General features: G+C 33.9%; 21 protein-coding genes. 10 read left to right on the top strand and 11 right to left on the bottom strand.

The annotated features are described in order from the left end of the window. The 5 genes from BFJ87_RS09600 (at nucleotide 1) to BFJ87_RS09580 (ending at nucleotide 5,083) form a co-directional block, all read left to right on the top strand. A complete protein-coding gene (locus BFJ87_RS09600) occupies nucleotides 1–2,346 on the top strand; it encodes a penicillin-binding protein 1A (protein WP_077403390.1) in 2,346 nt (781 codons plus the stop codon). Between the two features lie 16 nt (nucleotides 2,347–2,362). After that, a complete protein-coding gene (locus BFJ87_RS09595) occupies nucleotides 2,363–3,061 on the top strand; it encodes a CoA transferase subunit A (protein WP_077403387.1) in 699 nt (232 codons plus the stop codon). A gap of 11 nt (nucleotides 3,062–3,072) precedes the next feature. Beyond that, the gene (locus BFJ87_RS09590; protein WP_077403384.1) at nucleotides 3,073–3,411 is read left to right on the top strand and encodes a hypothetical protein; all 339 of its coding nucleotides are present in this window, start codon (nucleotides 3,073–3,075) and stop codon (nucleotides 3,409–3,411) included. A 39-nt stretch (nucleotides 3,412–3,450) separates the two neighbouring features. Beyond that, complete coding sequence (locus BFJ87_RS09585) at nucleotides 3,451–4,104, top strand: 3-oxoacid CoA-transferase subunit B (protein ID WP_077403381.1); 654 nt, start codon at nucleotides 3,451–3,453, stop codon at nucleotides 4,102–4,104. 436 nt (nucleotides 4,105–4,540) lie between these two features. Further along, nucleotides 4,541–5,083 carry a thioredoxin family protein gene (locus tag BFJ87_RS09580; RefSeq protein ID WP_077403378.1) on the top strand — a complete coding sequence of 181 codons (543 nt, stop codon included), beginning with the start codon at nucleotides 4,541–4,543 and terminating at the stop codon, nucleotides 5,081–5,083. Nucleotides 5,084–5,155: 72 nt separating this feature from the next. Here BFJ87_RS09580 and BFJ87_RS09575 read toward each other — a convergent pair whose 3' ends face one another. From BFJ87_RS09575 to BFJ87_RS09565, 3 genes are read right to left on the bottom strand one after another with little or no spacing between them, the layout of a single operon-like run. Beyond that, nucleotides 5,156–5,902: a succinate dehydrogenase/fumarate reductase iron-sulfur subunit gene (locus BFJ87_RS09575; protein ID WP_077403375.1), complete on the bottom strand. Its 747-nt coding sequence runs from the start codon at nucleotides 5,900–5,902 to the stop codon at nucleotides 5,156–5,158. A gap of 10 nt (nucleotides 5,903–5,912) precedes the next feature. Further along, a complete protein-coding gene (locus BFJ87_RS09570) occupies nucleotides 5,913–7,928 on the bottom strand; it encodes a fumarate reductase/succinate dehydrogenase flavoprotein subunit (protein ID WP_077403372.1) in 2,016 nt (671 codons plus the stop codon). Between the two features lie 14 nt (nucleotides 7,929–7,942). Beyond that, nucleotides 7,943–8,620 carry a succinate dehydrogenase cytochrome b subunit gene (locus BFJ87_RS09565; RefSeq protein WP_077403370.1) on the bottom strand — a complete coding sequence of 226 codons (678 nt, stop codon included), beginning with the start codon at nucleotides 8,618–8,620 and terminating at the stop codon, nucleotides 7,943–7,945. A gap of 162 nt (nucleotides 8,621–8,782) precedes the next feature. Between BFJ87_RS09565 and BFJ87_RS09560 the strand changes: the two genes are divergently transcribed. The 4 genes from BFJ87_RS09560 (at nucleotide 8,783) to BFJ87_RS09545 (ending at nucleotide 14,471) form a co-directional block, all read left to right on the top strand. Continuing rightward, nucleotides 8,783–9,673, top strand: a complete 891-nt coding sequence (locus BFJ87_RS09560; RefSeq protein ID WP_077403367.1) for an ATP-grasp domain-containing protein — start codon at nucleotides 8,783–8,785, stop codon at nucleotides 9,671–9,673. Further along, a complete protein-coding gene (locus tag BFJ87_RS09555; protein ID WP_077403364.1) occupies nucleotides 9,651–10,625 on the top strand; it encodes a succinylglutamate desuccinylase/aspartoacylase family protein in 975 nt (324 codons plus the stop codon). The genes BFJ87_RS09560 and BFJ87_RS09555 overlap by 23 nt, the downstream gene beginning before the upstream one ends. Nucleotides 10,626–10,989: 364 nt before the next feature. Continuing rightward, the gene (locus BFJ87_RS09550; protein WP_077403495.1) at nucleotides 10,990–12,564 is read left to right on the top strand and encodes a hypothetical protein; all 1,575 of its coding nucleotides are present in this window, start codon (nucleotides 10,990–10,992) and stop codon (nucleotides 12,562–12,564) included. Nucleotides 12,565–12,641: 77 nt separating this feature from the next. Continuing rightward, nucleotides 12,642–14,471 (top strand): cytochrome-c peroxidase, encoded by a 1,830-nt coding sequence (locus tag BFJ87_RS09545; RefSeq protein ID WP_077403360.1) that lies wholly within the window; start codon nucleotides 12,642–12,644, stop codon nucleotides 14,469–14,471. 16 nt (nucleotides 14,472–14,487) lie between these two features. Here the strand turns inward: BFJ87_RS09545 and BFJ87_RS09540 are convergent, their stop codons facing one another. Together BFJ87_RS09540 and BFJ87_RS09535 are read right to left on the bottom strand one after the other, a co-directional pair. After that, nucleotides 14,488–15,342: a hypothetical protein gene (locus BFJ87_RS09540; protein ID WP_077403357.1), complete on the bottom strand. Its 855-nt coding sequence runs from the start codon at nucleotides 15,340–15,342 to the stop codon at nucleotides 14,488–14,490. 143 nt (nucleotides 15,343–15,485) lie between these two features. Beyond that, on the bottom strand, nucleotides 15,486–18,338 hold the full coding sequence (locus BFJ87_RS09535) for a sialidase family protein (RefSeq protein WP_077403355.1): 2,853 nt from the start codon (nucleotides 18,336–18,338) through the stop codon (nucleotides 15,486–15,488). Between the two features lie 277 nt (nucleotides 18,339–18,615). Between BFJ87_RS09535 and BFJ87_RS09530 the strand changes: the two genes are divergently transcribed. Beyond that, nucleotides 18,616–19,911, top strand: a complete 1,296-nt coding sequence (locus tag BFJ87_RS09530) for an aminopeptidase P family protein (protein ID WP_077403352.1) — start codon at nucleotides 18,616–18,618, stop codon at nucleotides 19,909–19,911. A gap of 72 nt (nucleotides 19,912–19,983) precedes the next feature. On the opposite strand, the gene BFJ87_RS09525 is transcribed toward BFJ87_RS09530, so the two are convergent. From BFJ87_RS09525 to atpG, 6 genes are all read right to left on the bottom strand, one after another. Then, nucleotides 19,984–21,102 (bottom strand): OmpA family protein, encoded by a 1,119-nt coding sequence (locus BFJ87_RS09525; RefSeq protein ID WP_077403349.1) that lies wholly within the window; start codon nucleotides 21,100–21,102, stop codon nucleotides 19,984–19,986. Nucleotides 21,103–21,297: 195 nt separating this feature from the next. After that, nucleotides 21,298–22,314: a sugar phosphate nucleotidyltransferase gene (locus BFJ87_RS09520; protein WP_077403346.1), complete on the bottom strand. Its 1,017-nt coding sequence runs from the start codon at nucleotides 22,312–22,314 to the stop codon at nucleotides 21,298–21,300. Between the two features lie 69 nt (nucleotides 22,315–22,383). Further along, nucleotides 22,384–22,818 (bottom strand): dUTP diphosphatase, encoded by a 435-nt coding sequence (dut, locus tag BFJ87_RS09515; protein ID WP_077403343.1) that lies wholly within the window; start codon nucleotides 22,816–22,818, stop codon nucleotides 22,384–22,386. Continuing rightward, nucleotides 22,815–24,275: an oligosaccharide flippase family protein gene (locus BFJ87_RS09510; RefSeq protein ID WP_077403340.1), complete on the bottom strand. Its 1,461-nt coding sequence runs from the start codon at nucleotides 24,273–24,275 to the stop codon at nucleotides 22,815–22,817. The genes dut and BFJ87_RS09510 overlap by 4 nt, the downstream gene beginning before the upstream one ends. 53 nt (nucleotides 24,276–24,328) lie before the next feature. After that, a complete protein-coding gene (locus tag BFJ87_RS09505) occupies nucleotides 24,329–24,832 on the bottom strand; it encodes a hypothetical protein (protein ID WP_077403337.1) in 504 nt (167 codons plus the stop codon). Nucleotides 24,833–25,026: 194 nt separating this feature from the next. Continuing rightward, nucleotides 25,027–25,896, bottom strand: a complete 870-nt coding sequence (atpG, locus tag BFJ87_RS09500) for an ATP synthase F1 subunit gamma (RefSeq protein WP_077403492.1) — start codon at nucleotides 25,894–25,896, stop codon at nucleotides 25,027–25,029. Between the last annotated feature and the right edge of the window lie 49 nt (nucleotides 25,897–25,945).

Here is a 25,945-nt window from a genome sequence, read left to right as displayed (position 1 = left end):
ATGGCAAAGGCTGTAAAGAAAAAAGAAAGTAAACCGTTTTTTAAGTTTATTAAATGGTTTTGGATATTATTTGTTGTAGGTATTATATCTGTAGTGCTTATATTTTTGTTAGCATCTATGAATGCTTTTGGCGAGTTACCAGATTTTGAACGCTTAGAGAATCCTCAAACAAATTTAGCTAGTCAAATTATCTCCTCAGATGGTGAGTTATTAGGCAAGTACTATTATGAAGACAACAGAACAGATGTTGCATACGAACAATTACCAAAACATTTAGTAGATGCTTTAGTTGCCACCGAAGATGCACGTTATTTTGAGCATTCTGGCATAGATGCTCGTGGTACTTTAAGAGCATTTTTCTATTTAGGAAAAAAAGGAGGCGCTAGTACAATTTCTCAGCAGTTAGCAAAGCAATTGTTTACTGGCCAAGCAGCAAGAGGATGGCAACGTTACACTCAAAAAATTAAAGAATGGGTTATTGCAACACGTTTAGAGCGCCAATACACTAAAGAAGAAATTATAGCAATGTATTTTAACATCTATGATTTTGGTAACAATGCAGACGGTATACGTTCTGCCTCTCGTATTTACTTTGGTAAAGAGCCAAAAGATTTAGACGTTAAAGAATCTGCTATGCTTGTAGGTATGTTTAAAAACTCATCTTTGTACAACCCTACTCCTAAAAGAAACCCAAAAGGAACTTTAAATCGTAGAAATGTAGTGTTAGCACAAATGGCTAAATACGGCTACATTACTCAAAAGGAAAAAGACTCATTACAAAAAACACCGCTAAGTCTTAACTTTTCTCCAGAAAACCATAAAGAAGGTCTTGCAACATATTTTAGAATGTACTTACAAGGGTTTATGAGCGATTGGGCAAAGAAAAACCCTAAGCCTGCATTAAAAGGAGAACGCGACAAATGGAACTTATTTTTAGACGGTTTAAAAATTTACACCACTATTGACTCTAGAATGCAGAAAAACGCAGAAGTAGCTGTAGAAAAGCACATGACAAAGCTACAGGCTGAGTTTTTTGTTCAAAACACACCAGAACGTAATAAAACTGCTCCATTTTTAGACCTAAATAAAGACGAGGTAAATAGAATATTGGAAAGAGGTATGAAAACTTCAGACCGCTGGAGATCTATGCAGAGAAACGGAAAATCTGAAAAAGAAATAAGAGCTGCATTTAAAAAGCCAATTCCAATGAAGGTTTTTAGCTGGACAACCAAAACAAAAAACAAAGACACCGTAATGTCTCCTTTGGACTCTATTAGATATCACAAATCTTTTTTAAGAACAGCTATGATGTCTATGGAACCACAAACAGGACACGTTAAAGCTTGGGTTGGCGGTATAAACTATAAGTATTTTCAGTATGACAATGTGTATAGCGGATCTAGACAAGCTGGTTCTACATTTAAACCGTTTGTGTATGCTGCCGCTATAGACCAATTGCGTTTATCTCCATGTGATTCTATTATGGACACTCAACATTGTATTGCAGCTGGAAAACACGGTAATACAGACGCTTGGTGTCCTAAAAACTCAGATGGCAAGTATTCAGGAAAAATGATGACGCTTAAACACGCATTAGCAAATTCCGTAAACTCTGTTACTGCAAAATTAATAGATGAAGTTGGACCTGCGCCAGTAGTACAAATGGCAAAAAAATTAGGCATTTCTAAAGAATTACCAGAAGTACCTTCTATTGCTTTAGGTACGGCAGATATGAGTGTGTATGAAATGGTTGGCGCATATGGCGCATTTGCAAACCAAGGCGTATATGTAAAACCTGTAATGGTTACAAGAATTGAAGATAAAAACGGCACTGTGTTATACGAGTACACCCCAGAAACAAGAGATGTTATGAGTAAAGACGTTGCTTATGCCGTTGTAAATTTAATGGAAGGTGTTACCCAAGGTGGCTCAGGAACAAGGCTAAGACATAAATATCAAGCGAACAGAAGAGACTACAAAGAAGTTATGACTGGCTACCCTTATGAACTTAGCAATCCTATTGCTGGTAAAACAGGAACTACACAAAACCAAAGTGATGGTTGGTTTATGGGTATGGTACCAAACCTAGTTACTGGTGTTTGGGTTGGCGGCGAAGATAGAGCAACACATTTTAAAAGTATAACCTATGGCCAAGGTGCAGCTATGGCTTTACCAATTTGGGGTATGTATATGAAAGCAAACTACGCAAATAAAGATTTGGGTATATCAGACAAAGCATTTACTAAACCAAAAGACTTATCTATAAATGTAGATTGCGACAAGGTTAGAAAAGAAATGCAACAAGACCAACGTGTGGACGACGATATAGACGATCTTGATTTTTAACTAATTCTTATTTAAAATGATTAGAAAAACAGTAACAAACGTTAAAGAAGCATTAAAAGGTGTAAAAGACAATATGACTTTTATGGTTGGTGGTTTTGGATTATGCGGCATACCAGAAAATGCAATACAAGAACTAGTAAACCTAAACGTTAAAGGCATTACCTGTATCTCTAATAATGCAGGTGTAGACGATTTTGGACTTGGTTTACTACTACAAAAAAGACAAGTAAAAAAAATGGTGTCTTCATACGTAGGGGAAAATGATGAGTTTGAGAGACAAATGTTGAGTGGCGAACTAGAAGTAGAGTTAACACCACAAGGTACCTTAGCAGAAAAATGTAGAGCAGCTCAATCTGGTTTTCCAGCATTCTATACACCAGCAGGTTACGGCACAGAGGTAGCAGAAGGTAAAGAAACAAGGGAGTTTAATGGTAAAATGTATGTTTTAGAAGAAGCTGCTAAAGCAGATTTTGCTTTTGTAAAAGCCTGGAAGGGTGATGAAGCTGGTAATCTTATATTTAAAGGAACAGCACGTAACTTTAATGCAGTAATGTGTGGCGCAGCTACAATAACTGTTGCAGAGGTTGAAGAATTACTACCAGCCGGAAGCTTAGACCCAAACGAAATTCACGTTCCAGGAATATTTGTACAACGTATTTTTCAAGGAAAAGATTATCAAAAAAGAATAGAGCAACGCACTGTAAGAACCAAATAGTAACATAGCATATGAAATTAGCATATAGATGCCCTTCTTGCAAAGCAACAAATTACTACACACCAGTAATTGCAACCAGAGGAGATTTACATATGAAAATTGGTGATAGTTTTGATGCTAATTGCTCAAGTTGTAATTCTAAAGAAAAAGTACATATAAATAAAATTACCGCAGTACAAGACAAAAAACTAATAGTAATAGGCGCCGTAATTGGCCTTGTCACTGCAATAATCTTATGGTCTATTTTTGGCGCTATCGGAACAGTTGCAGTAGGTATTCCCATAATATTTATGACTGTAGAAAGTAGTGCTACAAACGCCTTTAACAAATATATGATAAGACGCAGGTAGCTTATCAAAATAAAAATATTCAATTTTATAGTAACTATTATGCTAGATAAAAACGGAATAGCTAAACGAATAGCAAAGGAAGTACAAGACGGATTTTATGTAAATCTGGGTATTGGCATACCTACTTTAGTTGCCAATTTTGTAAATAACAATATAAGTGTTGAGTTTCAGAGTGAAAATGGAGTTTTAGGTATGGGGCCCTTTCCTTTTGAAGGCGAAGAAGATGCCGATATCATTAATGCTGGCAAGCAAACTATAACAACTTTGCCAGGCGCTTCATTTTTTGACTCTGCAACAAGTTTTGGTATGATAAGAGGCCAACATGTAGACCTTACAATTTTAGGTGCTATGGAAGTTGCAGAAAATGGCGATATAGCAAACTGGAAAATACCTGGAAAGATGGTAAAAGGTATGGGAGGAGCAATGGACCTAGTTGCATCTGCAGAAAATATTATTGTTGCAATGATGCATACAAACAGAGCAGGAGAATCTAAATTACTAGATAAATGCACCTTACCCCTAACTGGTGTGGGATGCGTAAAAAAAATAGTAACAAACTTAGCAGTTTTAGAGGTCACAAAAGATGGATTCTTACTTTTAGAAAGAGCTCCTGGCGTAACAGTAGACCAAATAAAACAAGCAACTAAAGGCACATTAATTATAAATGGCGAAGTTCCTGAGATGGATATTTAGGCAAAAAATGTAGTTATACAACACAAAAGTTTAGTTATACAACAATTGTTTTAAAATTATAACTATCAAATATATATTTACAAAGTATAATAAGTTTAACCCCAAATTAAAACTTTTAACAACCTAGATTATGAATACCCAAATTTACCCAACATCAGAGAAAGTAATTTACAAGAAAAGTTTCTTTTCTGGAGTTATTAGCTTAACGAAAAAACTATTTATGTTCTCATAAATGAGTTTAAACTGAAGACATTAAAAGGAGCTACATTTTAATAAATGTAGCTCCTTTTTTATTCTAACAGCAAACAAAACTAAAGCCCTTTAATACAAAATATATAATTAACAGATAAGTTTACATTAAATTATATTAAAATAGGCTTAAAACGCTTGATTTGCTCGATAAAGGCACGTAAATTACGTACTAAATATTATTAGAATGAAAAACATTAAACACACCACACAAATTTTAGTATTGTTATTTTTTACAATGGTTGTATCTGCACAAGTACCAAAAGACCACAACAACAAAGAGCGACTATTAGGAAAAATTAGCAAATCAGACTTAACAAAAAACACCTTTGCAAATTGGTTTACACCAAATTACAATAATTATAAGGTAGATACAGAAACCATTAAACGTATAGAAAAAGAACTTAAACATTACAAAATTGTTGCGTTTATGGGCACTTGGTGCGGAGATAGCAAAAGAGAAACACCTCCTTTTTACAAAGTACTAGAAGCCGCAAATTTTCCAATGGAAAATTTTAGTATTGTTGCGGTAGACAACGCCAAGAACAACTATAAAAAAAGTCCCGGAGGAGAAGAAAAAGGGTTAAATATTACACGTGTGCCTACTTTTATTTTGTACAAAAATGGTAAGGAAGTAAACCGAATTGTAGAATCCCCAATAATAAGCATAGAAAAAGACTTAGAAGCTATTGTAACAGGAAACACTTATATTCCAAATTACGCAAAATAGAACTAAGAGGAATAAAAAAATCCCAAGTTGTAACAACTTGGGATTTTTAATTTTATAGTAGTAGCGTATAGCTTAACCTTTAATATTTGCAGCTAAAAACTCACGGTTCATACGTGCAATGTTTTCTAAAGAAATTCCTTTAGGACATTCTACTTCACAAGCTCCAGTATTGGTACAGTTACCAAAACCTTCTAAATCCATCTGAGCAACCATATTTTTAACACGGTCTACAGCCTCTACTTGTCCTTGTGGTAATAATGCATATTGAGATACTTTAGCGCCAACAAATAACATAGCTGAAGAGTTTTTGCAACTTGCCACACAAGCACCGCAACCAATACAAGTTGCAGCATCCATAGCTTCATCTGCAGCGTGTTTAGAAATAGGAATAGCATTAGCATCTTGCGTATTACCAGAAGTGTTTACAGATATATAACCACCTGCATGCTGTATACGGTCAAAAGCACCTCTATCTACAACTAAATCTTTTAAAACAGGAAAAGCTTTTGCTCTAAAAGGCTCTATAGTAATTGTATCACCATCTTTAAACATACGCATATGCAACTGGCAAGTAGTAACTCCTCTATCTGGACCGTGCGCTTCACCATTTATAAACATAGAGCACATTCCACAAATACCCTCACGACAGTCGTGATCAAAAGCTACTGGCTCTTCACCAGAATTAATTAATTGCTCGTTTAAAACATCCATCATTTCCAAGAAAGACATATGTTCTGAGATCTCAGTCACTTTATAATCGACCATCTTACCTTTCGACTGAGCGTCTTTTTGACGCCAAATTTTAAGTGTTAAATTCATAATGCCTATCTTATTTGTATGAACGTTGTTTTAATTCAATTTCATTAAACTCTAGCTCCTCTTTATGAAGTACAGCCTCGCCAGGTTCTCCCTTATATTCCCATGCAGAAACAAATGCAAACTCTTTATCATTACGCTTTGCCTCTCCTTTTTGTTCTCCATCTAACTCTACAGATTCTTCTCTAAAGTGTCCTCCACATGATTCTTCTCTAACAAGTGCATCTTTAGCAAATAACTCACCTAGCTCTAAGAAGTCTGCAACACGTCCAGCTTTTTCTAACTCGGCATTTAATTCATTTGCATTACCAGGAACACTTACGTTTTTATAAAAATCTTCGCGTAATGCCTTAATCTCTGCCATAGCTTCTTTTAAGCCTTCTGCGTTACGAGACATACCGCATTTCTCCCACATTATGTTACCTAATTTCTTGTGGTAATAATCTACAGAATGCTTACCATTGTTATTTACAAAGAAATCAATTTTATCTTTAACCTCTTTTTCAGCAGCATCAAACTCTGGTGTGTTAGTAGGTATTTTACCTGTTCTAATCTCGTGAGATAAATAATCACCAATTGTGTAAGGCAACACAAAATAACCATCTGCTAAACCTTGCATTAAAGCAGAAGCTCCAAGCCTGTTTGCACCGTGATCAGAGAAGTTAGCCTCACCAATACAGTATAAACCGTCTACAGTAGTCATTAAATTGTAATCTACCCATACACCACCCATTGTGTAGTGAACTGCAGGATATATCATCATTGGCGTTTTGTATGGATCTTGATCTACAATTTTCTCATACATCTGGAACAAGTTACCGTATTTAGCCTCAACTATAGCCTTACCTAAATCGTAAACTTTTTGTTTAGATGGATTTTGAATATTGTGAATTTTTGCTTGCTCTTTACCATAACGCTCAATAGCTGATGCAAAATCTAAATAAACAGCTTCACCCGTTGCATTTACACCGTAACCAGCATCACAACGTTCTTTAGCCGCTCTAGATGCAACATCACGTGGTACCAGGTTACCAAATGCAGGATATCTTCTTTCTAAGTAATAATCTCTTTCATCTTCAGACAAATCGGTTGGCTTTTTCTTACCCTCACGAATTGCTTTAACATCTTCAATATTTTTAGGCACCCAAATACGTCCATCGTTACGTAAAGACTCAGACATCAAAGTTAATTTAGACTGATAGTCTCCTGAACGAGGAATACAAGTTGGGTGAATTTGCGTATAGCAAGGGTTTGCAAAAAACGCCCCCTTTTTATGTATTTTCCAGGCTGCTGTTGCATTAGAACCCATTGCATTGGTAGATAAGAAATAAACATTACCATAACCACCAGAGGCAATTACTACTGCATGAGCAGAATGACGTTCTATTTCACCAGTAACCAAGTTACGAGCAATAATACCACGAGCTTTACCGTCTACTTTTACAACGTCTAGCATTTCATGACGATTGAACGGAGTAATTTTACCACGCGCAATTTGTCTGTTCATTGCAGAATATGCTCCCAATAATAACTGTTGTCCTGTTTGTCCTTTAGCGTAAAAAGTTCTTGAAACCAATACGCCTCCAAAAGAACGGTTATCTAACAAACCACCGTAATCACGTGCAAAAGGAACACCTTGAGCAACACACTGGTCTATTATATTTGCTGATACCTCAGCCAAACGATAAACGTTTGCTTCGCGAGAACGGTAATCACCACCTTTAATTGTATCATAAAATAAACGGTAGGTAGAATCTCCATCTCCTTGATAATTTTTTGCTGCATTTATACCACCTTGTGCAGCAATAGAGTGCGCTCTACGCGGAGAATCTTGGTAGCAAAATGTTTTAACGTTGTAGCCCAACTCCGCTAACGTAGCAGCAGCAGAACCACCAGCCAAACCAGTACCAACAACTATAACATCTATATTACGTTTGTTAGCAGGGTTAACTAAATCTATGTGGTTTTTATAATCGGTCCACTTTGTTTTAAGCGGGCCTTTAGGTACTTTAGAATCTAATACAGACATATGATACTATATTATTAATGATTAAAATGATGAAAAAGGGCTATAAAAATAAATCCTAAAGGAATTATTATAGCATAAGCCTTACCAAAAGCCTGAAGCTTTTGTTTTCTCATAGAGCTAACTCCAGAAGATTGAAACGCAGAACTAAATCCGTGCATAAGGTGTAAAGATAAAAACACAAATGCCAAAACATAAGCGCCAACTCTTATTGGGTTAACAAACTTGTGTGTAAGCTCTTCGTAATAACGAAAACCTTCACCATCCGCTAACAATCCAGACATATCGCCTTGGATGTATTTGGTGTTTATTTCTGGTAACCAGAAATCAATAAAATGTAATACTAAGAAACCAAGGATAGCTAAACCGCTATAAATCATGTTTCTACTCATCCAGCTAGAATTAGCCGCTCCATTGTTTTTTGCATACTTTACAACCCTTGCTTGTCTATTTTTAAATTCTAAAATAAAGCCCATAATAAAATGGTACATTACTCCAAAAATTAATATCGGTTGTAATAAATACTGTACCGCCCAAAAAGTACCCATAAAATGAGAAGCCTCATTAAACGCGTTTGGACTAAACACCGATAAAACATTAATAGCAAAATGCTGAAGTAGAAAAAACATTAAAAATAAAGCAGAAAGCGCCATCGCATACTTTCTACCAATTGAAGATTTAAAAAATCCGCTCATTTGTTGTTAGTTTTGTTTTACAAATTTACGACTCAATTAAGTTATCAACAAACTTTGCTTAAAATATGTAACGTATTTAGAATTATTTTAAAGAAACTTTGATTAACAATTCTGTTAATTACTATTTTTGACCGATATTCATAGAAAATTTAAGAGTAAAAAATGGACATTGGCTTACTTTCTGTTAGTATGGGCGTGTACTCTACACGAAGAATTGCACAAGAAGCAGAAAAGCGCGGGCATTATATAGAGCTCGTAGACCACACCAAATGCTCTGTAAAGTTAGGAGCAACTACTCCTAAAATTTATTTAAACGAAGAAGACATTACCAATGAGTTTGATGCTATTATTCCTAGAATAGGGAATAAAGTAACCAGGCACGGTGCAGCTGTAGTTAGGGAGTTTGAACTAAATGGTGTTTTTACCACTGTAAAATCTTTAAGTATTTTAAAAGCAAGAAACAAGGTAAAAACATTACAAATAATGGCAAGATGTGGCGTACCTGTTCCAGAAACTTTATTTTCTATAAACCCAAATAACATAGAGTCTCAAATAGCACTGCTTGGTGGAACACCAGTAATTATTAAGTTGCAAGAAGGCACACAAGGTTTAGGTGTAATACTAGCAGAAACAGAAAAATCTGCAAAATCTATAATAGATACTTTTTACAAAATGGATACAAGTATCTTGATACAAAAATTTATTAAAGAATCTAACGGAGAAGACATAAGAATTTTTATTGTTGGCAACAAAATTGTTGCTAGTATGAAAAGAACCAGTGAAGCTGGCGAATTTAGATCTAATGTACATAGAGGCGCAACCGTGCAAGCTATAGAACCTACTGCTTATGAATGTAAAATAGCACTTAGAGCAGTAAAACAACTAGACCTTGGTGTTGCTGGTGTAGATTTAATACGATCTAAAAACGGTCCTTTACTTATTGAGGTTAATGCATCTCCAGGGTTAGAAGGCATAGAAAGTGCAACAGGCGTTAATGTTGCCAAAAAAATTATTGAATACGTAGAAAAAAATGCTTTTAAAAGACGAAAATAAAACCATAACCATTGGTACTGAAAGTGTAAAACCAGGACAAGAAAAACTGGTAAGTATAAAAATTGATAGATTACCTACTGGTACTATTATAGATATACCTATATACGTGTTTAACTCAAAAAACCCTGGGCCAACATTATTGGTGCAAGCGGGTTTACATGGCGATGAAATAAACGGCATTGAAATTGTACGTAGAATGCTAGACAAAAAGTATTTTAACGTTACAAAAGGATGCATTATAGCAGTACCCATTTTAAATATATTTGGATTTATACATTTTTCTAGAGAATTACCAGATGGAAAAGACGTTAATAGAAGCTTTCCTGGTTCTAAATCTGGATCATTAGCAAGTAGAATAGCATATCACTTTACAAAAGAAATTTTTCCTCAAATAGATTTTGGAGTGGATTTACATACTGGTGGCGGAAGTAGATCTAATTATCCTCAAACTCGTTATACAGCAACAGACAAAGACAGTGAAGAGCTTGCTACTATTTTTAATGCTCCCTTTACTTTTTCATCGGACCTAATACCTAAATCTTTTAGAAAAACTGCTTTTACCAAGGGCATACCAACCATTGTGTACGAAGCTGGGGAAAGCATGCGTTTTGATGAATATTCAATAGAACAAGGAGTACAGGGAATTTTAAACATTTTACATCATTTTAAAATGATTAATAAAACTGAGGCACTATTAGCTGAAAAAGAAGAAACAGTACACTTAACCAACAGAAAATGGTTAAGAGCTCCTACCGCTGGTATGTTTTTGCCTAAAATTAAGAATGGTAGTGATATCAAAAAAGGGGCTGTTATTGGTATTGTTACAGATGCGTTTTCTAAACGAAATAAAGAAATTAAAGCTCCATTTAATGGTTGTGTTTTTTGCATTAACCATCAAGCAGTAGTTAACCAAGGGGAAGCACTTTTTCATATTGGAGAATTGGCCAAATAAGAGTTAATTTTTCAAATTAAAATACAAAACATTAAAAATTTAAACTTCAATTTACAAACCAATTAGTTTGCACCTTACCATTTACCCAGTCAATATCTAACCGAGTAAGCATTTTATCGTACTTTAATAATATTTAATGGTGTGTAGATGATACTCATCAAAAAAAAGATAATATAATAACAAACTATTTGGTTTGTTTATTAACATCTGTTATTAAGAATAATTACAATTAGTAACCTTAACTTAAAATAGTAACATTAACACAAAATTTACTTAATACAAACACCATAGTGAGTTAACAATATTGGTGCTGTTGAATAATACTTTTGCTCTGCGAGAAATAATAACCAACAACACTAAAAAAATGTATAAAAAATTATTAGTTAAAACTTTTGTATTCTCTTTAATAGGAGCAAGCATTATGAGTTGTAATCCAGAAGATGGATTAGATGGCACTAACGGAAAAGATGGTATTGACGGCATTAACGGTCAAGATGGTGAGGACGGTGAAGATTATACACCGCCTGCAACTATTTTTGAAAATAAATCTAATATGAAACCTTTAGTTGCCGTAGATGGTCAATTTAACTTTGTAGAAGCTTATTCTTTAGTAAGCTCTAGCGATGTATTAAACTTTGGCGGTAGCGACTTTAGAATTGGTGGCGGTGCAGATGGTGCCGGATTAATTAAAAATGGAGATGGCTACGAATATGTAGTAAATTTTGAAGATCATTTTGCTGTAGCAAGATTGTCATTAGACAAAGAATTTAATATAACTGATGCAACTTACTTACTAAACTCTAGTGTGGCAGATTATGCCCGCCAGTGTTCTGGTACTATGTGGGAAAAAGAAATTCATGGTGGTGATAAAGATTTATTTTTATCTGCTTCTGAAGCTTTTAATTTTGATGTAAAAGGAATAGATCCCTTGGTAGAAACTCCTACGCCAACTGCAGATTTTGGTTTAGATGCATTGGGTGAATTTGCTTGGGAAAATGCCACTCCTTTACCACAAGGCACTTATGCAGGGCAAACAGTAATTATTGGTGGGGATGATGATTCATCTGGTTCGGAAGGACAAGTTATTATGTATCATTCTACTGCTGGTGACGCTGATTTAACTGGTGGAAAAATTTATGTTTTACGCTTAAAGCAAGTATCTGATGGCGCCGGTGCGGTAATGGCAGCAGCTGCAGACACGCAATACAACGAAGGCAACTTAGACTTTCAAGAAACATATGACATAGAGTTTGTAGAAATTGTAAACGGTTCTAGTTTAACTGTAGAAGAAATGGAAACAGCTTGTAATGACGTTTTTGCATCTCAATTTATGAGAGTAGAAGATGTAGATTACCAAAAAGGAGGAGACGATAATGCAAGAAACGTTTACTTTGCAGTAACGGGTCGTGGACCAGGTAGAGGTACTTATAACGACTGGGGAACTGTTTATAAATTAGAACTAGATGCTACAAACCCATTAGAAGGTAAACTAACACAAGTAATAAGCGGTAACACAGACACAAATAATATGGATGGTAATTTAGCAATGCTACAAAGCCCAGACAACATTTGCGTAACAGAAAACTACATTTACACACAAGAAGACCCTAACTCTTTTAATAGAGGTCATGCTGCTTATATTTATCAATCGGATTTAGAGGGCAACAACTCTAGAAAAGTATTAGAATTAGTTGTTAGAAATGATTTGGCTATAAACAAAACCACTGGTTTAAGCGGAGAATTTGGTTCATTAATAGATATATCTGATAAAATTGGAGAGCCAGATACTTTTATGTTGGCATTACAACCACACTACTGGAAAAGTAATGATTTTGCTGGTGTAGATGGTGGTACACAATCTTTACAACACCCTTGGCTAGGAGACTCTCCTTACCTAGAAGGTTCTCAAATTGTAATAATTAAAGGTTTACCTAGATAAAACAAAACATATATTTACTAAAAAGATCCCTGTATCGTCTGATACAGGGACTTTTTACTATATAAATACCGCTACAAATGCCTAATAAAATTTATAAACTAGTAATTGTTATTCTGTTTGCTTTATCTGCATGTAAAGAAAAACAACAAGGCTATACAAAAACTATTACTGAAAACGATGTTAAATGGAAAGCCGCACAAGAATATTACCTAAAACACATTACAAAAGCTGGCAATTTAATAGACACGCTAAACACTGTAAAGTACAATGACAGTTTGGCAAAATCTCTATTTTTTGAGTTACGTATTGCATTTAAAAAGGCAGAACCTTTTGCAGGCGCTTTAAACCCATCTGTAACACACAAAGCAAACGGGCCAGCTTTACCCACTTATAATGACGACAGTGGAAGAATAGTTTCCCCTGTTGGTTTACAAAAAATAGAAGAAACACTTTTTGCAGAAGATGGCAACCAAAAGGATTTTTTAAGAGAATTATATTACCAAAAAGGATTTGTAAACAACTTAAAAGAAAATATTAAAAAAAGAGACTTAACCCCTAAACGCTTTTTTATTGGCACGCACCAACAACTAATGCGCATTGCAAGCTTAGCTATGGCAGGTTTTGACACTCCAGTAACAGGTAAAAGCATAAAAGAAACTACAGTTTCATTACAAAGCTTACAGCAAGTATACAAATTAACATTACAGCCCTTAATACAGCAAAAAAACAATAAGTTAGATAAAGATTTTATTAAAAATATAAATAAGGCAGTAACATTTATTAATAACAATTCTGATTTTATAAAATTTGATAGGTATACTTTTATAAGAGATTACCTAAACCCAATTACAAAAAACTGGGTAGAAATAAGACAAACATCTCAACTTTGGGATGGAAAAACTAATGCCTATCCGTATAATTTTAATGCACCTACTTTTTTTGAAGAAGATAGTTTTAACGTAAATTACTTTTTAGATGTAAATGACAGAAACCCTTCTCAAGAGAAAATTGCCTTAGGTAAAAAGTTATTTTTTGATAAAAAACTTTCTAGTGACGGCACAATGTCTTGCGCAACCTGCCACTTGCCCAACAAAGGGTATACAGACGGACTAGCTTTAGGCAAAGATAATAGCAAAGCTTTATTAGAAAGAAACACTCCTACTTTACTTAATAGCATTTACCAAAAAGCTTTTTTTTGGGACGGTAGGGCTAATACCATAGACGACCAAATAAGCGCTGTTTTTAAAAACGATAAAGAGTTTAACACTAATGTACACAGGTTTTCTGGGAACATATTAAAAGACACTAGTTACATAACATTATTTAAAAATACATTTGGAGTTGTACCTAATAGTAATAGAGAAACCGTTAGAGCTATATCTGTTTATGTATCAACCTTAATTGGTTTTAATTCTAAATTTGACAAAGATATGCGCGGTGAAACAAGTAGTTTTACAGCTGAAGAAAAAAATGGTTTCAATTTGTTTATGGGCAAAGCACTTTGTGCAACATGCCATTTTATACCATTAACTAATGGTACAGTGCCTCCATTTTTTAAAGAAACGGAAAAAGAAGTTATTGGAGTACCAAAAACAAGCAGAAACAAAGTATTAGATAGCGACAGAGGTTTTTACTGGGTTTTTGAAGAAGACTTACACGACAAAATGTTTAAAACACCAACTGTTAGAAACATTGCTTTAACAGCGCCATACATGCATAATGGCATTTACAACACCTTAGAAGAGGTTGTTAACTTTTACAATTTAGGAGGTGGTGCTGGTTTAGGCTTTAGTTTAGATCACCAAACGTTACCTTTTGATGAATTAAACCTCACAGAAAAAGAACAAAAAGACATTATAGCTTTTATGCAAACATTAACCGATAATTCGGTAGCCAATTTAAATTAAAAAGTAAAGCCAAAAACTATTTTTTGTTTTTGGCTTTATGTTTTTTGTTCAGATTTATGTATCCCCCAAAGACTACATTCCATTGAGAGAACAGAAAATCTTGTTTTCCTCTATCTGTATCTACAGGTGTGGTAATAATACTTGGCAAATTTATATAACCACTTTTTAATTCGGTCTGAATAAAAAAGACCTTAAATAGCGTTAAGTTTAAGCCTCCTGTAGCGCCTACACCATAACCTGCTAAATGAAACTCATCATTTTTACCTTTATTAAGTAAATCTGAATTTGTTTTAGGTATTAATACGCCCGCATTTACACCAACCAGCAAATTAAGGTCAGCAAAGCTAGTTAAGCTAGCTAGTTTATCATTTCTTCTAAGACCAACATTTACATAGTTTAATCCATCAGTATGTTCAAACTCTAAAAAGCTTTCTTGATCAATTACAATATCATCATTATCATAAACACCATCATAAACAGTACCTGTACCCTTTATATAGCCAGAAATTTTTACTGTTTGCAAATCATTTACTACATATTTCATATGGTCTGTACCAATAGAAATATCCCAGTGATCATTTAAAAAATAACCCACTCTAAAATTAAATTGAGGTATGGTTAAACGGCCAGGATTTAAATGCTCACTAACTTTCCACCTTAAATCATGGTCATGAGATTTTACATTCTTTAATACAAAATTATGGTCCTCCCCTTTAAATTCAATATCAGATGAAGAGTACTGGGCGGTATTCCAACCCCAATAAAAGTATAATTTGCCTTTTTTAGAATCTGTACTTAAAGTCAGATTCTCTTGTCCGTAAGCAGATGCTACTACGCTTAAAATAAAGAGCAGTATATAAAATATACGCATTTAGTATTATAAAAAATTAATAAAAATAAAAAGGATGCAAAACTAAGGCTTTAAAAAATTAGACTTTAGTATTTATAGGTTTTTTAACATAAGAAAAAGCCAAGAAATTAATCTTGGCTTTTAAAATGTAACAATAGGTATATTTATTTTATTTCAAAATTGGTAGTTGTATTAGACCCATTACCAGACAACTCTATTTTATACACCCCTTTAGGCAAGTATGTTTTTCCGTCTTTAGCTTGTTGCAACTTTACTTTATTCTTTTTTAGAAAGTTAGATTTTCCTGTTTTAGAAAAAGCAACATCATAAGATAACACATTAAACCCTTTTTCACCATCTACGGTTACAGAGCTAACTTCTGTATTGTTCATAGTTAAAATACGAGCGGTAAAACTGCCTTGTTTATTTGCGTAAAAACTAATATCTACTCCAGGCGTATTTGGTCTAAACCTTGTTGATTGAGCATTACCCCATCTGCTAGAATGTTTAATGCTTTCTGGTTTAAACAGGTGTAATTTTTTAGCCAACATTTTAGGTGTCATTTCCTGAAGCTTGGCAATATTAGTTTTATAAATGCTTCTACCATGCGTACCAACCAATAAATCTTTTGCTGTAGTTTGTATTACCAAATCATGTACGGCTACAGCAGGCATACCATTAGTAAATAATTCCCAAGTATTTCCCTTATTAAAAGACACATACAAACCGTTATCTGTACCTACAAATAATAAATTTTCATTTTCAGGATCTTCAATAATAACATTTACGGGAGAAGCAGGTATGTTACCACCAATATTTTTCCAGCTTTTACCATAATCATCACTTACATATACGTATGGTGTATAATCATCCCATCTGTAACCATTTAAAGTTACATAAACACGTTCTTTTTTATGGGCAGACGCAACTACTCTAGACACCCAAAGCTCCTCGTTTTTAAGGTTATCACTTATTTTTTCCCATGAAGCGCCGCCATTTTTAGTAAGTTGTATGGCTCCGTCATCACTACCTGTGTAGAGCAATCCAAAGGTAAAAGGAGATTCTGATATTGTTGTTAACGTACCATATGCTACATTTCCTTTTTTACCTCCATTTGTTAAATCGTCAGAAATAGTTTCCCAATCATCTCCTTTATTAAAAGAACGGTGTAATTTATTACCTCCTAAATATAAAATATCTTGGTTGTGAGAGGATAATAATATTGGTGTTTGCCAATTAAAACGATAAGGACTCTCTCCTAAATTATGTTTAGGCTGAATGTATTTTTGAGAATCATTTTCTCTGTCTATTCTAAAATAGTTTCCAAACTGAAAACCTGTATAAACGATATTAGCATTTCTACTATCTATCTGCACTTGCATACCATCACCACCCATTAAACTTTGCCAAGGGTACTTACCTGTTTGGTGCCATCTTACACTTTCTCTTGCATTATTGGCTCCAACCCAAACTCCGTTATCTTGCAAACCACCATACACATTATATGGTTTTTCATCATCTACATTAATTGCATAAAACTGACCAACAGCTGGTGAATTATTTTTTATCCAATTCTTACCATCATCGTAAGATATATTTATTCCTCCGTCATTACCATTAATTAAATGTCCTTTTAAATCTGGATTAATCCATAGTGCGTGATGGTCCGAGTGTACATTTGGACCATCAATATTATTAAAAGTTTTACCACCGTCATTAGATTTTATTAGCGGTACACCAGCTAAGTAAATTTCATCTTTATTTTTAGGGTGTACTCTTATTTGTGCAAAGTAATAACCATAACTATAAAACAAATTATCTATATGCTCTTGGTTTGTTTTTTTCCAAGTCTTCCCTGCATTATCACTCCTATATACTTCTGCTCCAACAACAGGCGTATCAAACAACATAGAGTTGGCATCTTCTAAATACTTAGCAATATCTATTGGTTTAACAGTACCAACACGTACCATTTGCTTAACATTTGGCGCTCTATGCTTTTCATGAAAACCGTTTGTTTTTAAAAAATTATTAAGCTTAGAGTCAGACAAAGCCAAAAATTCTTTGGTTGACATTGTTTTAAAATCGTCCTTAACCAAATCCGTAGTTTTATCTTTTTTCTTTTCTTCTGCAGGTCTTCTAAACTGGCTATCATGTACAGCGTAAACAGTGTTTTCATCAAAAACGGCTAAACCAATTCTACCAACACCTTCTCCAGTTGGAAAACCACTTTCCTTAGTTGTAATTTTGGTCCAGCTACTACCACCATCCGTGCTTTTATAAATAGCAGAATTAGAGCCGTTACCAGAAAAATTCCAAGCTTTACGGTCTTTTTCCCAAGCAGCTGCATATTGTACATTAAAGTTAGTTGGCACCATAGCAACGTCTATAATACCAGTAACATCATTTACAAAAAGTGTTTTTTTCCAAGTTTTACCACCATCTGTAGTTTTATAAATACCACGCTCCTCATTAGCAGAGTATAAATGCCCTGTTGCACCCACAACAACCTCATTAGTATTTTCTGGATTAATTAAAATACGGCCAATATGGTGCGCATCTACCAAACCCATATTCTGCCAAGTTTTACCTTTATCTGTAGATTTTAATAATCCCACACCAGCATAAGAAGATCTAGACGAATTATTTTCTCCTGTACCAATCCATATAGTTCCAGATTGCCAGTCTACGGCAATATCTCCTATATTTTGCGTGCTTGCATTGTCCATAATCGGAGTAAAAGTTGTGCCATTATTGTTGGTATACCATAAACCACCAGACGCATATGCCGCATAAAACTCAGTTGGTTTATTAGGGTTAACGGCTACATCTACAATACGGCCACTCATTACCGTAGGCCCAATATTAGTAAATGTTATATTTTTTACAACAGAAGATTCTTCCATTTGCTTTTTTTGCATTAACGCATTTTCTACAACGTTTTGGGGAGTTGCCGTTGGCTGCGCAAAGCTTAATGCACTGGTAAATAAAATGCACAAGGATAAACTTTTTCTCATTTTTTTGGTTTTGTTCGTTAGGTTTTGTTCTCTTAATTAGTCTAATTAAATAATTTACGGAAGTTATAAATAAAGGGTGTTATGCCAAAATAATTTTTTGCTACCTGTACAAACATATTTATCTGTTAGTTATTTGATGCCCCAAATACGTTAAAAAGACACTAAAAGATATGTTTTCTTATGCACAAAAATAGATATTCATTACTTTTGGATACATCTTGAAATTTTATGCGATTTTGCCTCTAAAATTTCAATATAACAACAGAAAAATTAAGAAATGAAATACAATCAAATCGATTCTAAATTATTCGTGAAAAACCGCAAAAAGTTTATGGCGCAAATGAAGCCTAAGAGTGTTGCTGTTTTTAATTCTAATGACATATACCCTATTGGTGCAGATAGCACAATGCCTTTTGAGCAAAATAGAAATATTTTTTACCTAACAGGTGCCGACCAAGAAGAAACTATTTTGATTCTTTTTCCTGATGCACTTAACCCCAAACATAAAGAAATTTTATTTGTACGGGAAACAAATGAACATATTGCGGTATGGGAAGGTGAAAAACTTACCAAAGAGCGCGCTACAGAAGTATCTGGAATAGAAACAGTTTATTGGTTATCTGATTTTGACAAAGTTTTCTTTGATGTAATGACAGAGGCAGAAACAGTTTACTTTGACACCAATGAACACTACAGGCAAGCTGTAGAAACAGAAACAAGGGAAGACCGATTTATAAAAAAATGTAAAGCTGATTACCCTGCTCACCAATGGGCAAAGAGTTTCCCTATAATGCAAAATATTAGAGGTGTTAAAGAGCCTGAGGAATTAGCATTAATGCAAGAAGCCTGTAACATTACAGAAAAAGGTTTTAAACGTTTATTAAGTTTTGTAAAGCCAGGTGTTTGGGAATATGAAATTGAAGCGGAATTGCTACACGAGTTTGTACGCAACCGCTCTAAAGGCTTTGCATACACCCCAATTATTGCTTCTGGTGCTAATGCAAACGTATTACATTACATAGAAAACAACCAACAGTGCAAGGATGGCGATGTAATACTTATGGATGTTGCTGCAGAATACGCAAACTACTCTAGTGATTTAAGTAGAAGTATCCCTGTAAGTGGTAAGTTTACTAAAAGACAAAAAGAAGTTTACAACGCAGTTTTACGTGTTAAAAATGAAGCTACAAAAATGCTTGTTCCAGGAACTATTTGGGCAGAATACCACAAAGAAGTAGGTAAATTAATGACCAGTGAGTTGTTAGGACTTGGCTTACTAGACAAAGCAGATGTACAAAACGAAGATAAAAACTGGCCTGCATACAAAAAATATTTTATGCACGGAACCAGCCACCACATTGGTTTAAACACCCATGATTATGGAGAACTAAAAACCCCAATGAAAGCAAATATGGTATTTACAGTAGAGCCTGGTATTTACATTCCTAATGAAAATTTAGGCATAAGATTGGAAGATGATGTAGTAATACAAGAAAAAGGGGAACCCTTCAACTTAATGGCAAACATTCCTATAGAGGCAGATGAAATTGAAGAATTAATGCAAGCAAAGTAGCATTAAAATTTGTTTTAATAGTAAAAACCTCTTCATTACCGAAGAGGTTTTTTTTATGAATAACTTAAAATTTTACTCTTTATCTTCTTCAAAGCCATTATTAACATAGGTATCATATTTATTTTCAGATACCACAAACTCCACTCTCCTGTTCATTAGCCTTCCTTTTTCGTCGTTATTACTTGCTAAAGGAATTTGATCTCCGTAACCCTTCCAATTAATACGATCAAAAGTTAAACCATTGTCTAATAAAAATTCTCCAACAGATTTTGCCCTGTTTAAAGACAGTAGCTTGTTGTATTTTGCATCTCCTTCATTATCTGAGTGCCCAAATATAGTAACATTTAAATGCGGGTTTCTTTTTAAATGCCTAACCAACTCTCTTAATTGCCCTTTTGCTTCTGGATTTATGATATAACTATCCGTAGTAAACATTAAATCTTTAATTACATATATTTCATCTAGATTAATGCCCTCATACTCGCTAACAGAAACATTATCAATATAATAATAAGAAGCTTTACGCAACCTGTCATTAACCACTTTTGTCCTAGTTCGTTTATCTCTTTTAAAATTACCTAAGGTAACAAAGCTTTCTGTTCCATTGGCTATAAATGTAATTGATACATTTGTCCAAGTTCTGCTATTAGTGTATCCATTAGCAGATCTCACTCTTAACAATCGTATTTCTTCAGAATTATTTACATAATCTATAGCAATACTTTTTTTAGTACTCCACTTTGGAGATTTTTCAGTAAATAAAATCTGAAATTCATCAACAGCTAAACCCGCCTTATCTGCAAGGCTAACCATAAATGATACTTTATATTTTTTTCCTTTTTCTAATGTTTTAGCTAATGAACCTGTAATATATTCTCTGTAATTGTCTGGACCAAGCATATAAAAGCCCGCAAAAGCTTTACCTTCATAAACTTGTTGCCTACCAATAAAATTATGGTTAGTACTCATTTCTGGGCTACAATCGCTGTAATAATCTGTACTACCGTCAGATGGCGTACGCCAATCCAACACATCTTTTTGAAAGTTTCCTGGCTTTTTACTACATTTTTTAGAATACTCAAAACTCGGATTTTTAACTAAGTTTTGTGCATTTATTTGCAAAAATGATAAGCATAAAATAAAGCAAATAATTTGCTTATAGGTAGGTTGTATTTGGGGGTTAGTGTGCATAATTAAACATTTATGATTTGATGTTCATATGCAAATTAACATACAAATGACTGATTTGTAACAATTTGAGACCTGTATTGTTGTGAAAAACAGGAGTTTTGTAGGTGAATTATAGCTTTTTTGATGTGTAAAAAACACAAAAAAACCCCATAAAAGGTAATTTTATGGGGTTAAAATGCATTTTACAACTTGTTTTTATTCTAAAACCGAGTAATCTCCAATGCTAATTGTTTCATAATTGCCATTGTATTTTACGTGGTTACCAACCATTGCATTATCTAAATTTGCATTTTCAATTTTGCTATTGGTTTGTATTAAGCTATTTTTTATTGTTGAGTTTTCTATAACCGTATTATCCCCTACAGATACATAAGGGCCAACAGTGGTGTTTTTTAGCACTACGTTTTCTCCTATGTAACAAGGCTCTATAATATTTGCATTTTCTAATGTAACAGATTTAGAAACTAATGCCTCACCATCTTTTTCTAAAAAGCCTAACATACGCATATTGGTTTCTACGGTAACATTTTTATTTCCGCAGTCCATCCATTCATCAACCTTACCAGAAACAAACTTTTTACCCTTTTGCATCATTTGTTTAATACCATCATTAATTTGGTACTCTCCACCATTAATAATGTTATTATCTAAAACGTGCTGCAATTCATTTTTTAAAACAGCAACATCTTTAAAGTAGTATATTCCAATAACAGCTAGGTCAGATACAAATTCCTCTGGTTTCTCTACTAATTCTACAATTTCGTTTTTATCATTTAGTTTAACAACCCCAAAAGCTTCAGGTTTTTCTACTTGTTTTACCCAAATAACACTATCTGCCGTTTTATCTAAGTCAAAATCCGCTCTAATAAGGGTATCTGCATAAGCAATTACAGCCGGCCCACTTAAAGAGTCTTTAGCACACATTATAGCGTGTCCTGTGCCTAAAGGTTGGTCTTGCCTATAAATAGATGCTTTTGCACCTAAACTCTCTGCTAAAGCTTTTAAACTAGCTATAACATCATCTCCAAAAAATGCAGGGTCTCCTAATATGAAAGCTACTTCTTCAATTGGCTCATCTAAAACTTTAGCTATATCACTCACTAAACGGTGCACAATTGGCTTACCGGCTATAGGAATTAATGGCTTAGGAACTGTTAATGTATGTGGTCTAAGACGGGAACCTCTACCCGCCATTGGAACTATAATTTTCATTTTTTTCTTTTTTTAAATCTAAGCATACTTACGCAAGCTTATATTAATTATGGTTTATGTTTATATTATTTATTTTGTACCAGTGCTACCAAAACCACCTTCACCTCTAGCTGTTTCAGATAATTCTGTAACCTCTATCCATTCTGCTCTTTCGTGTTTAGCAATTACTAGTTGTGCAATACGCTCTCCGTTTTCTACAGTAAAGTCTTCCTCCGAAAGGTTAACTAAAATTACACCTATTTCCCCTCTGTAATCTGCATCTACAGTACCAGGTGCATTTAAAACCGTAACACCTTTTTTAGCTGCTAATCCGCTTCGTGGTCGTACTTGAGCCTCATAACCAACAGGCAACTCTATAAAAAGCCCGGTTTTTATAATTGCCCTTTGTAAAGGTTTTAACGTAATAGGTTCTATAATATTGGCTCTTAAGTCCATTCCTGCTGAAGCCAAAGTTTCATAACTAGGAGTTGCGTGTGCAGATCTATTAATTATTTTGATTGTCATTTTTTCTTTATTATTTTTCGTAATATTTCATTTTCCATTTTGTACACTAACCCTAAAAACACCAGTAATAGTGAACAACCAACCCATAAATTTCTATTAAAAATATAAAAAGATAGAATTGAAAACACCACAGATAACGTAAAATAGAATATTATTTTACGCATGTTATATGGTATTGGGTAATTTTTTTTTCCAAACCAATAAGATAATACCATCATTGTACCGTAAGCTAACACCGTTGCAATTGCAGATGCCATATAACTTAAGGTAGAAATAAGTGCTACATTAATTACAATAGTTACAACTGCACCAATAACAGATATAAAAGCACCGTAACGTGTTTTATCAGTTACTTTATACCACACAGATAAGTTGTGGTAAATTCCCAAAAAGAAGTTTGCCAAAACAATTAACGGAACTATCTTCATAGCTTCCCAATACTCAGAATTATCTACAAACAAAAGTTTTAAAACATCTGCAAAAACCACTACAGCAAGCAAAATTACACTCCCTAGTATTACAAAATAATTGGTAATTTGAGCATATGCTTTTTGTGGGTTTTTAGCGTTAGAATGACTAAAAAAGAAAGGTTCTATTCCCATTCTAAAAGCAGTGGCAAACAGCGTCATAAATAATGCCAATTTATAACAAGCCGCATATTTACCAACTTCTGCCTCTGCTATGTTATTTGGCAAAAGCCATTCTAGCAAAATTTTATCAAAAACCTCATTAATTGTAAACGCAATACCTGCCAATAAAACAGGCCCTGCATATTTCATCATAGCACGCCACAATACTTTATCAAAAACATATTTACTCTTAAGATATAAGCCCAACATTAAAACTAATGTTACTCCGCTTGCAATTAAGTTTGATATAAATATATATGAAATTTGAAAATCTTCTTTATAGATTGATGTAAAAACAGAATTTGTAGTACCAGCTACAAGCTTAGGTAACAACAGTAAAAAGAATAGATTTAATCCAAGGTTAATGCAAATATTAACAATTTTAATAATTGCATACTTCATTGGCTTTTCTGTAGCTCTAAGCCATGCAAAAGGGATAATCACCAAAGCATCTAAAGACAGTATAAAAATTGCGTAGGTAATAAACTCCTCTCTAATACCTGCAAAACTTGCTAAAGGATTTTTTAATACCAATGCTACAACAAAAAAAGTTAGAGTAGAAACAGCTATAGAAATTAATGAGGTAGAGACCACCTTTTCTTTATCATTATGCTTATGGTAAAACCTAAAAAAGGCTGTTTCCATACCATATGCTAAAAACACATTAAAAATTGCAAACCAAGCAAAAATAACGGAAACCTGGCCATAAAGATCCGGATCCATAACATCTGTGTACACACGAACCAAAAGGAAAGACAGCATTCTGGGCAACACTGTTGCCAAGCCATACACAAAGGTTTGCTTAAAAAGTTTTTTAAAAGGATTCAATAGCGTTTAATTAGAGTTTAAAAGTAGTTATTTATACCCTAGCAAACAAAGTCTTACTCCTTAGATCTAGAAGGATAAATAATAGCCTGCTTGTGCTTTATGTCCTTAATCTTAACATAGTTTATTACATCGCCTTTGTAATAACTTAAAATAGCTTCATCGTAAGCCAACTCAAAAGGAAAATCTTTTTGCAGTTTTTTGGCAGCTGGCTTGTTGCCCAATTCCTGTTTTGGGTCTGAATGCATAATAATATCTTTAGGAGGAACCATAGTTTTTGCAGTCATTGTTGCAACTACAAACTTCTGACCTTCTTCGTTTATAACTTTTACATAGGACTGTTGACCTCTAAAGTAAATAGAATTAACCCTGTAACCATCTAGATTTGCAACCGGAACTTTTAACTCTACCCCTGCGCCAGATTCTTCTTTGCCACCATACCAATCTTGGCAATATGCTTTACCAATTTCAAACGGAGCAGAATCTACTAAATTCTTTTGTGAAGAACAGCTACTTAACATTCCTAAAACAACAAGTATACTAAAAATTGAATTTTTCATAATGGGGGTATTTAGATATTTATAAAGATACAATGACAAATTTAATGCCAAGTATTTCTTTTTAAAAGATTTCAAAAAAACAAAAACCTCACGAAAAGTGAGGTTTTAAGTTATATTATTCGTCTAGTTACGTAATAAATCAGACTTAAGCCATAAATTTAGTTTATCACAAATGGCTTACAGTAAACTAATTTTTAGTTATTTAAAGCTTCTGCACCACCAACAATTTCTAATATTTCATTAGTAATAGCCGCTTGCCTTGCTTTGTTATACGTTAACTTTAACTGGTCTCTAAGCTCTGTTGCGTTATCTGTTGCTTTGTGCATTGCCGTCATACGTGCTCCATGCTCACTAGCAAAAGAATCTCTTACACCTTTGTATAATTGTGTTTTTAAAGACTTTGGTATTAATTGTTCTACAATTTCTTTTTCAGAAGGATCGTAAATATAATCTGTGTTATTAGCAGAAACCTCTTTATTTGAAGCTACAGCTACAATAGGCAAAAATTGTTCAGTAATTACGATTTGCGTTGCGGCGTTTTTAAATTTATTATAAACAACCTCAATTTTATCATAAGCACCATTAACAAATAACTCCATTAAATTCTCTGCTATTGCAGCAACATTATCAAAAGTTAAATCGTCATAAACAGCACTATGATTAGCAATTACATTGTAATTTTTAGAAAGAAAATCGTTAGATTTTTTTCCTATAGCAAGAAACTCTACTTCCTTACCAGCATATGTGTTTTCTGCTAAAGAAACACTTTGCTTAAGTATGTTAGAATTAAATGCACCACACAAACCACGGTTAGAAGTAATAGAAACTATTAAAACCTTATTAATCTCTCTCTCTTCAGAAAACTTACTACCAGAATCCGCATCTAAATTAGCACTTAAACTTTGTAAAAGCTCAGTTAATTTATCAGAATAAGGCCTCATTGCAGTAATTGCATCTTGCGCCTTCTTTAACTTTGCAGCAGACACCATTTTCATTGCGCTGGTAATCTGCATAGTTGAAGAAACTGATGCTATTCTGTTACGTATTTCTTTTAAGTTTGCCATATTTTCCTCTCCTAACCTCTCCAAAAGGAGAGGGATTGATTAGTCTAAT

This window comes from Cellulophaga omnivescoria, from assembly GCF_001999725.1.
Taxonomy (GTDB): domain Bacteria; phylum Bacteroidota; class Bacteroidia; order Flavobacteriales; family Flavobacteriaceae; genus Cellulophaga; species Cellulophaga omnivescoria.
Note: the sequence above shows the minus strand (reverse complement) of the source record. Positions and strands in the feature narration are given on the sequence as shown.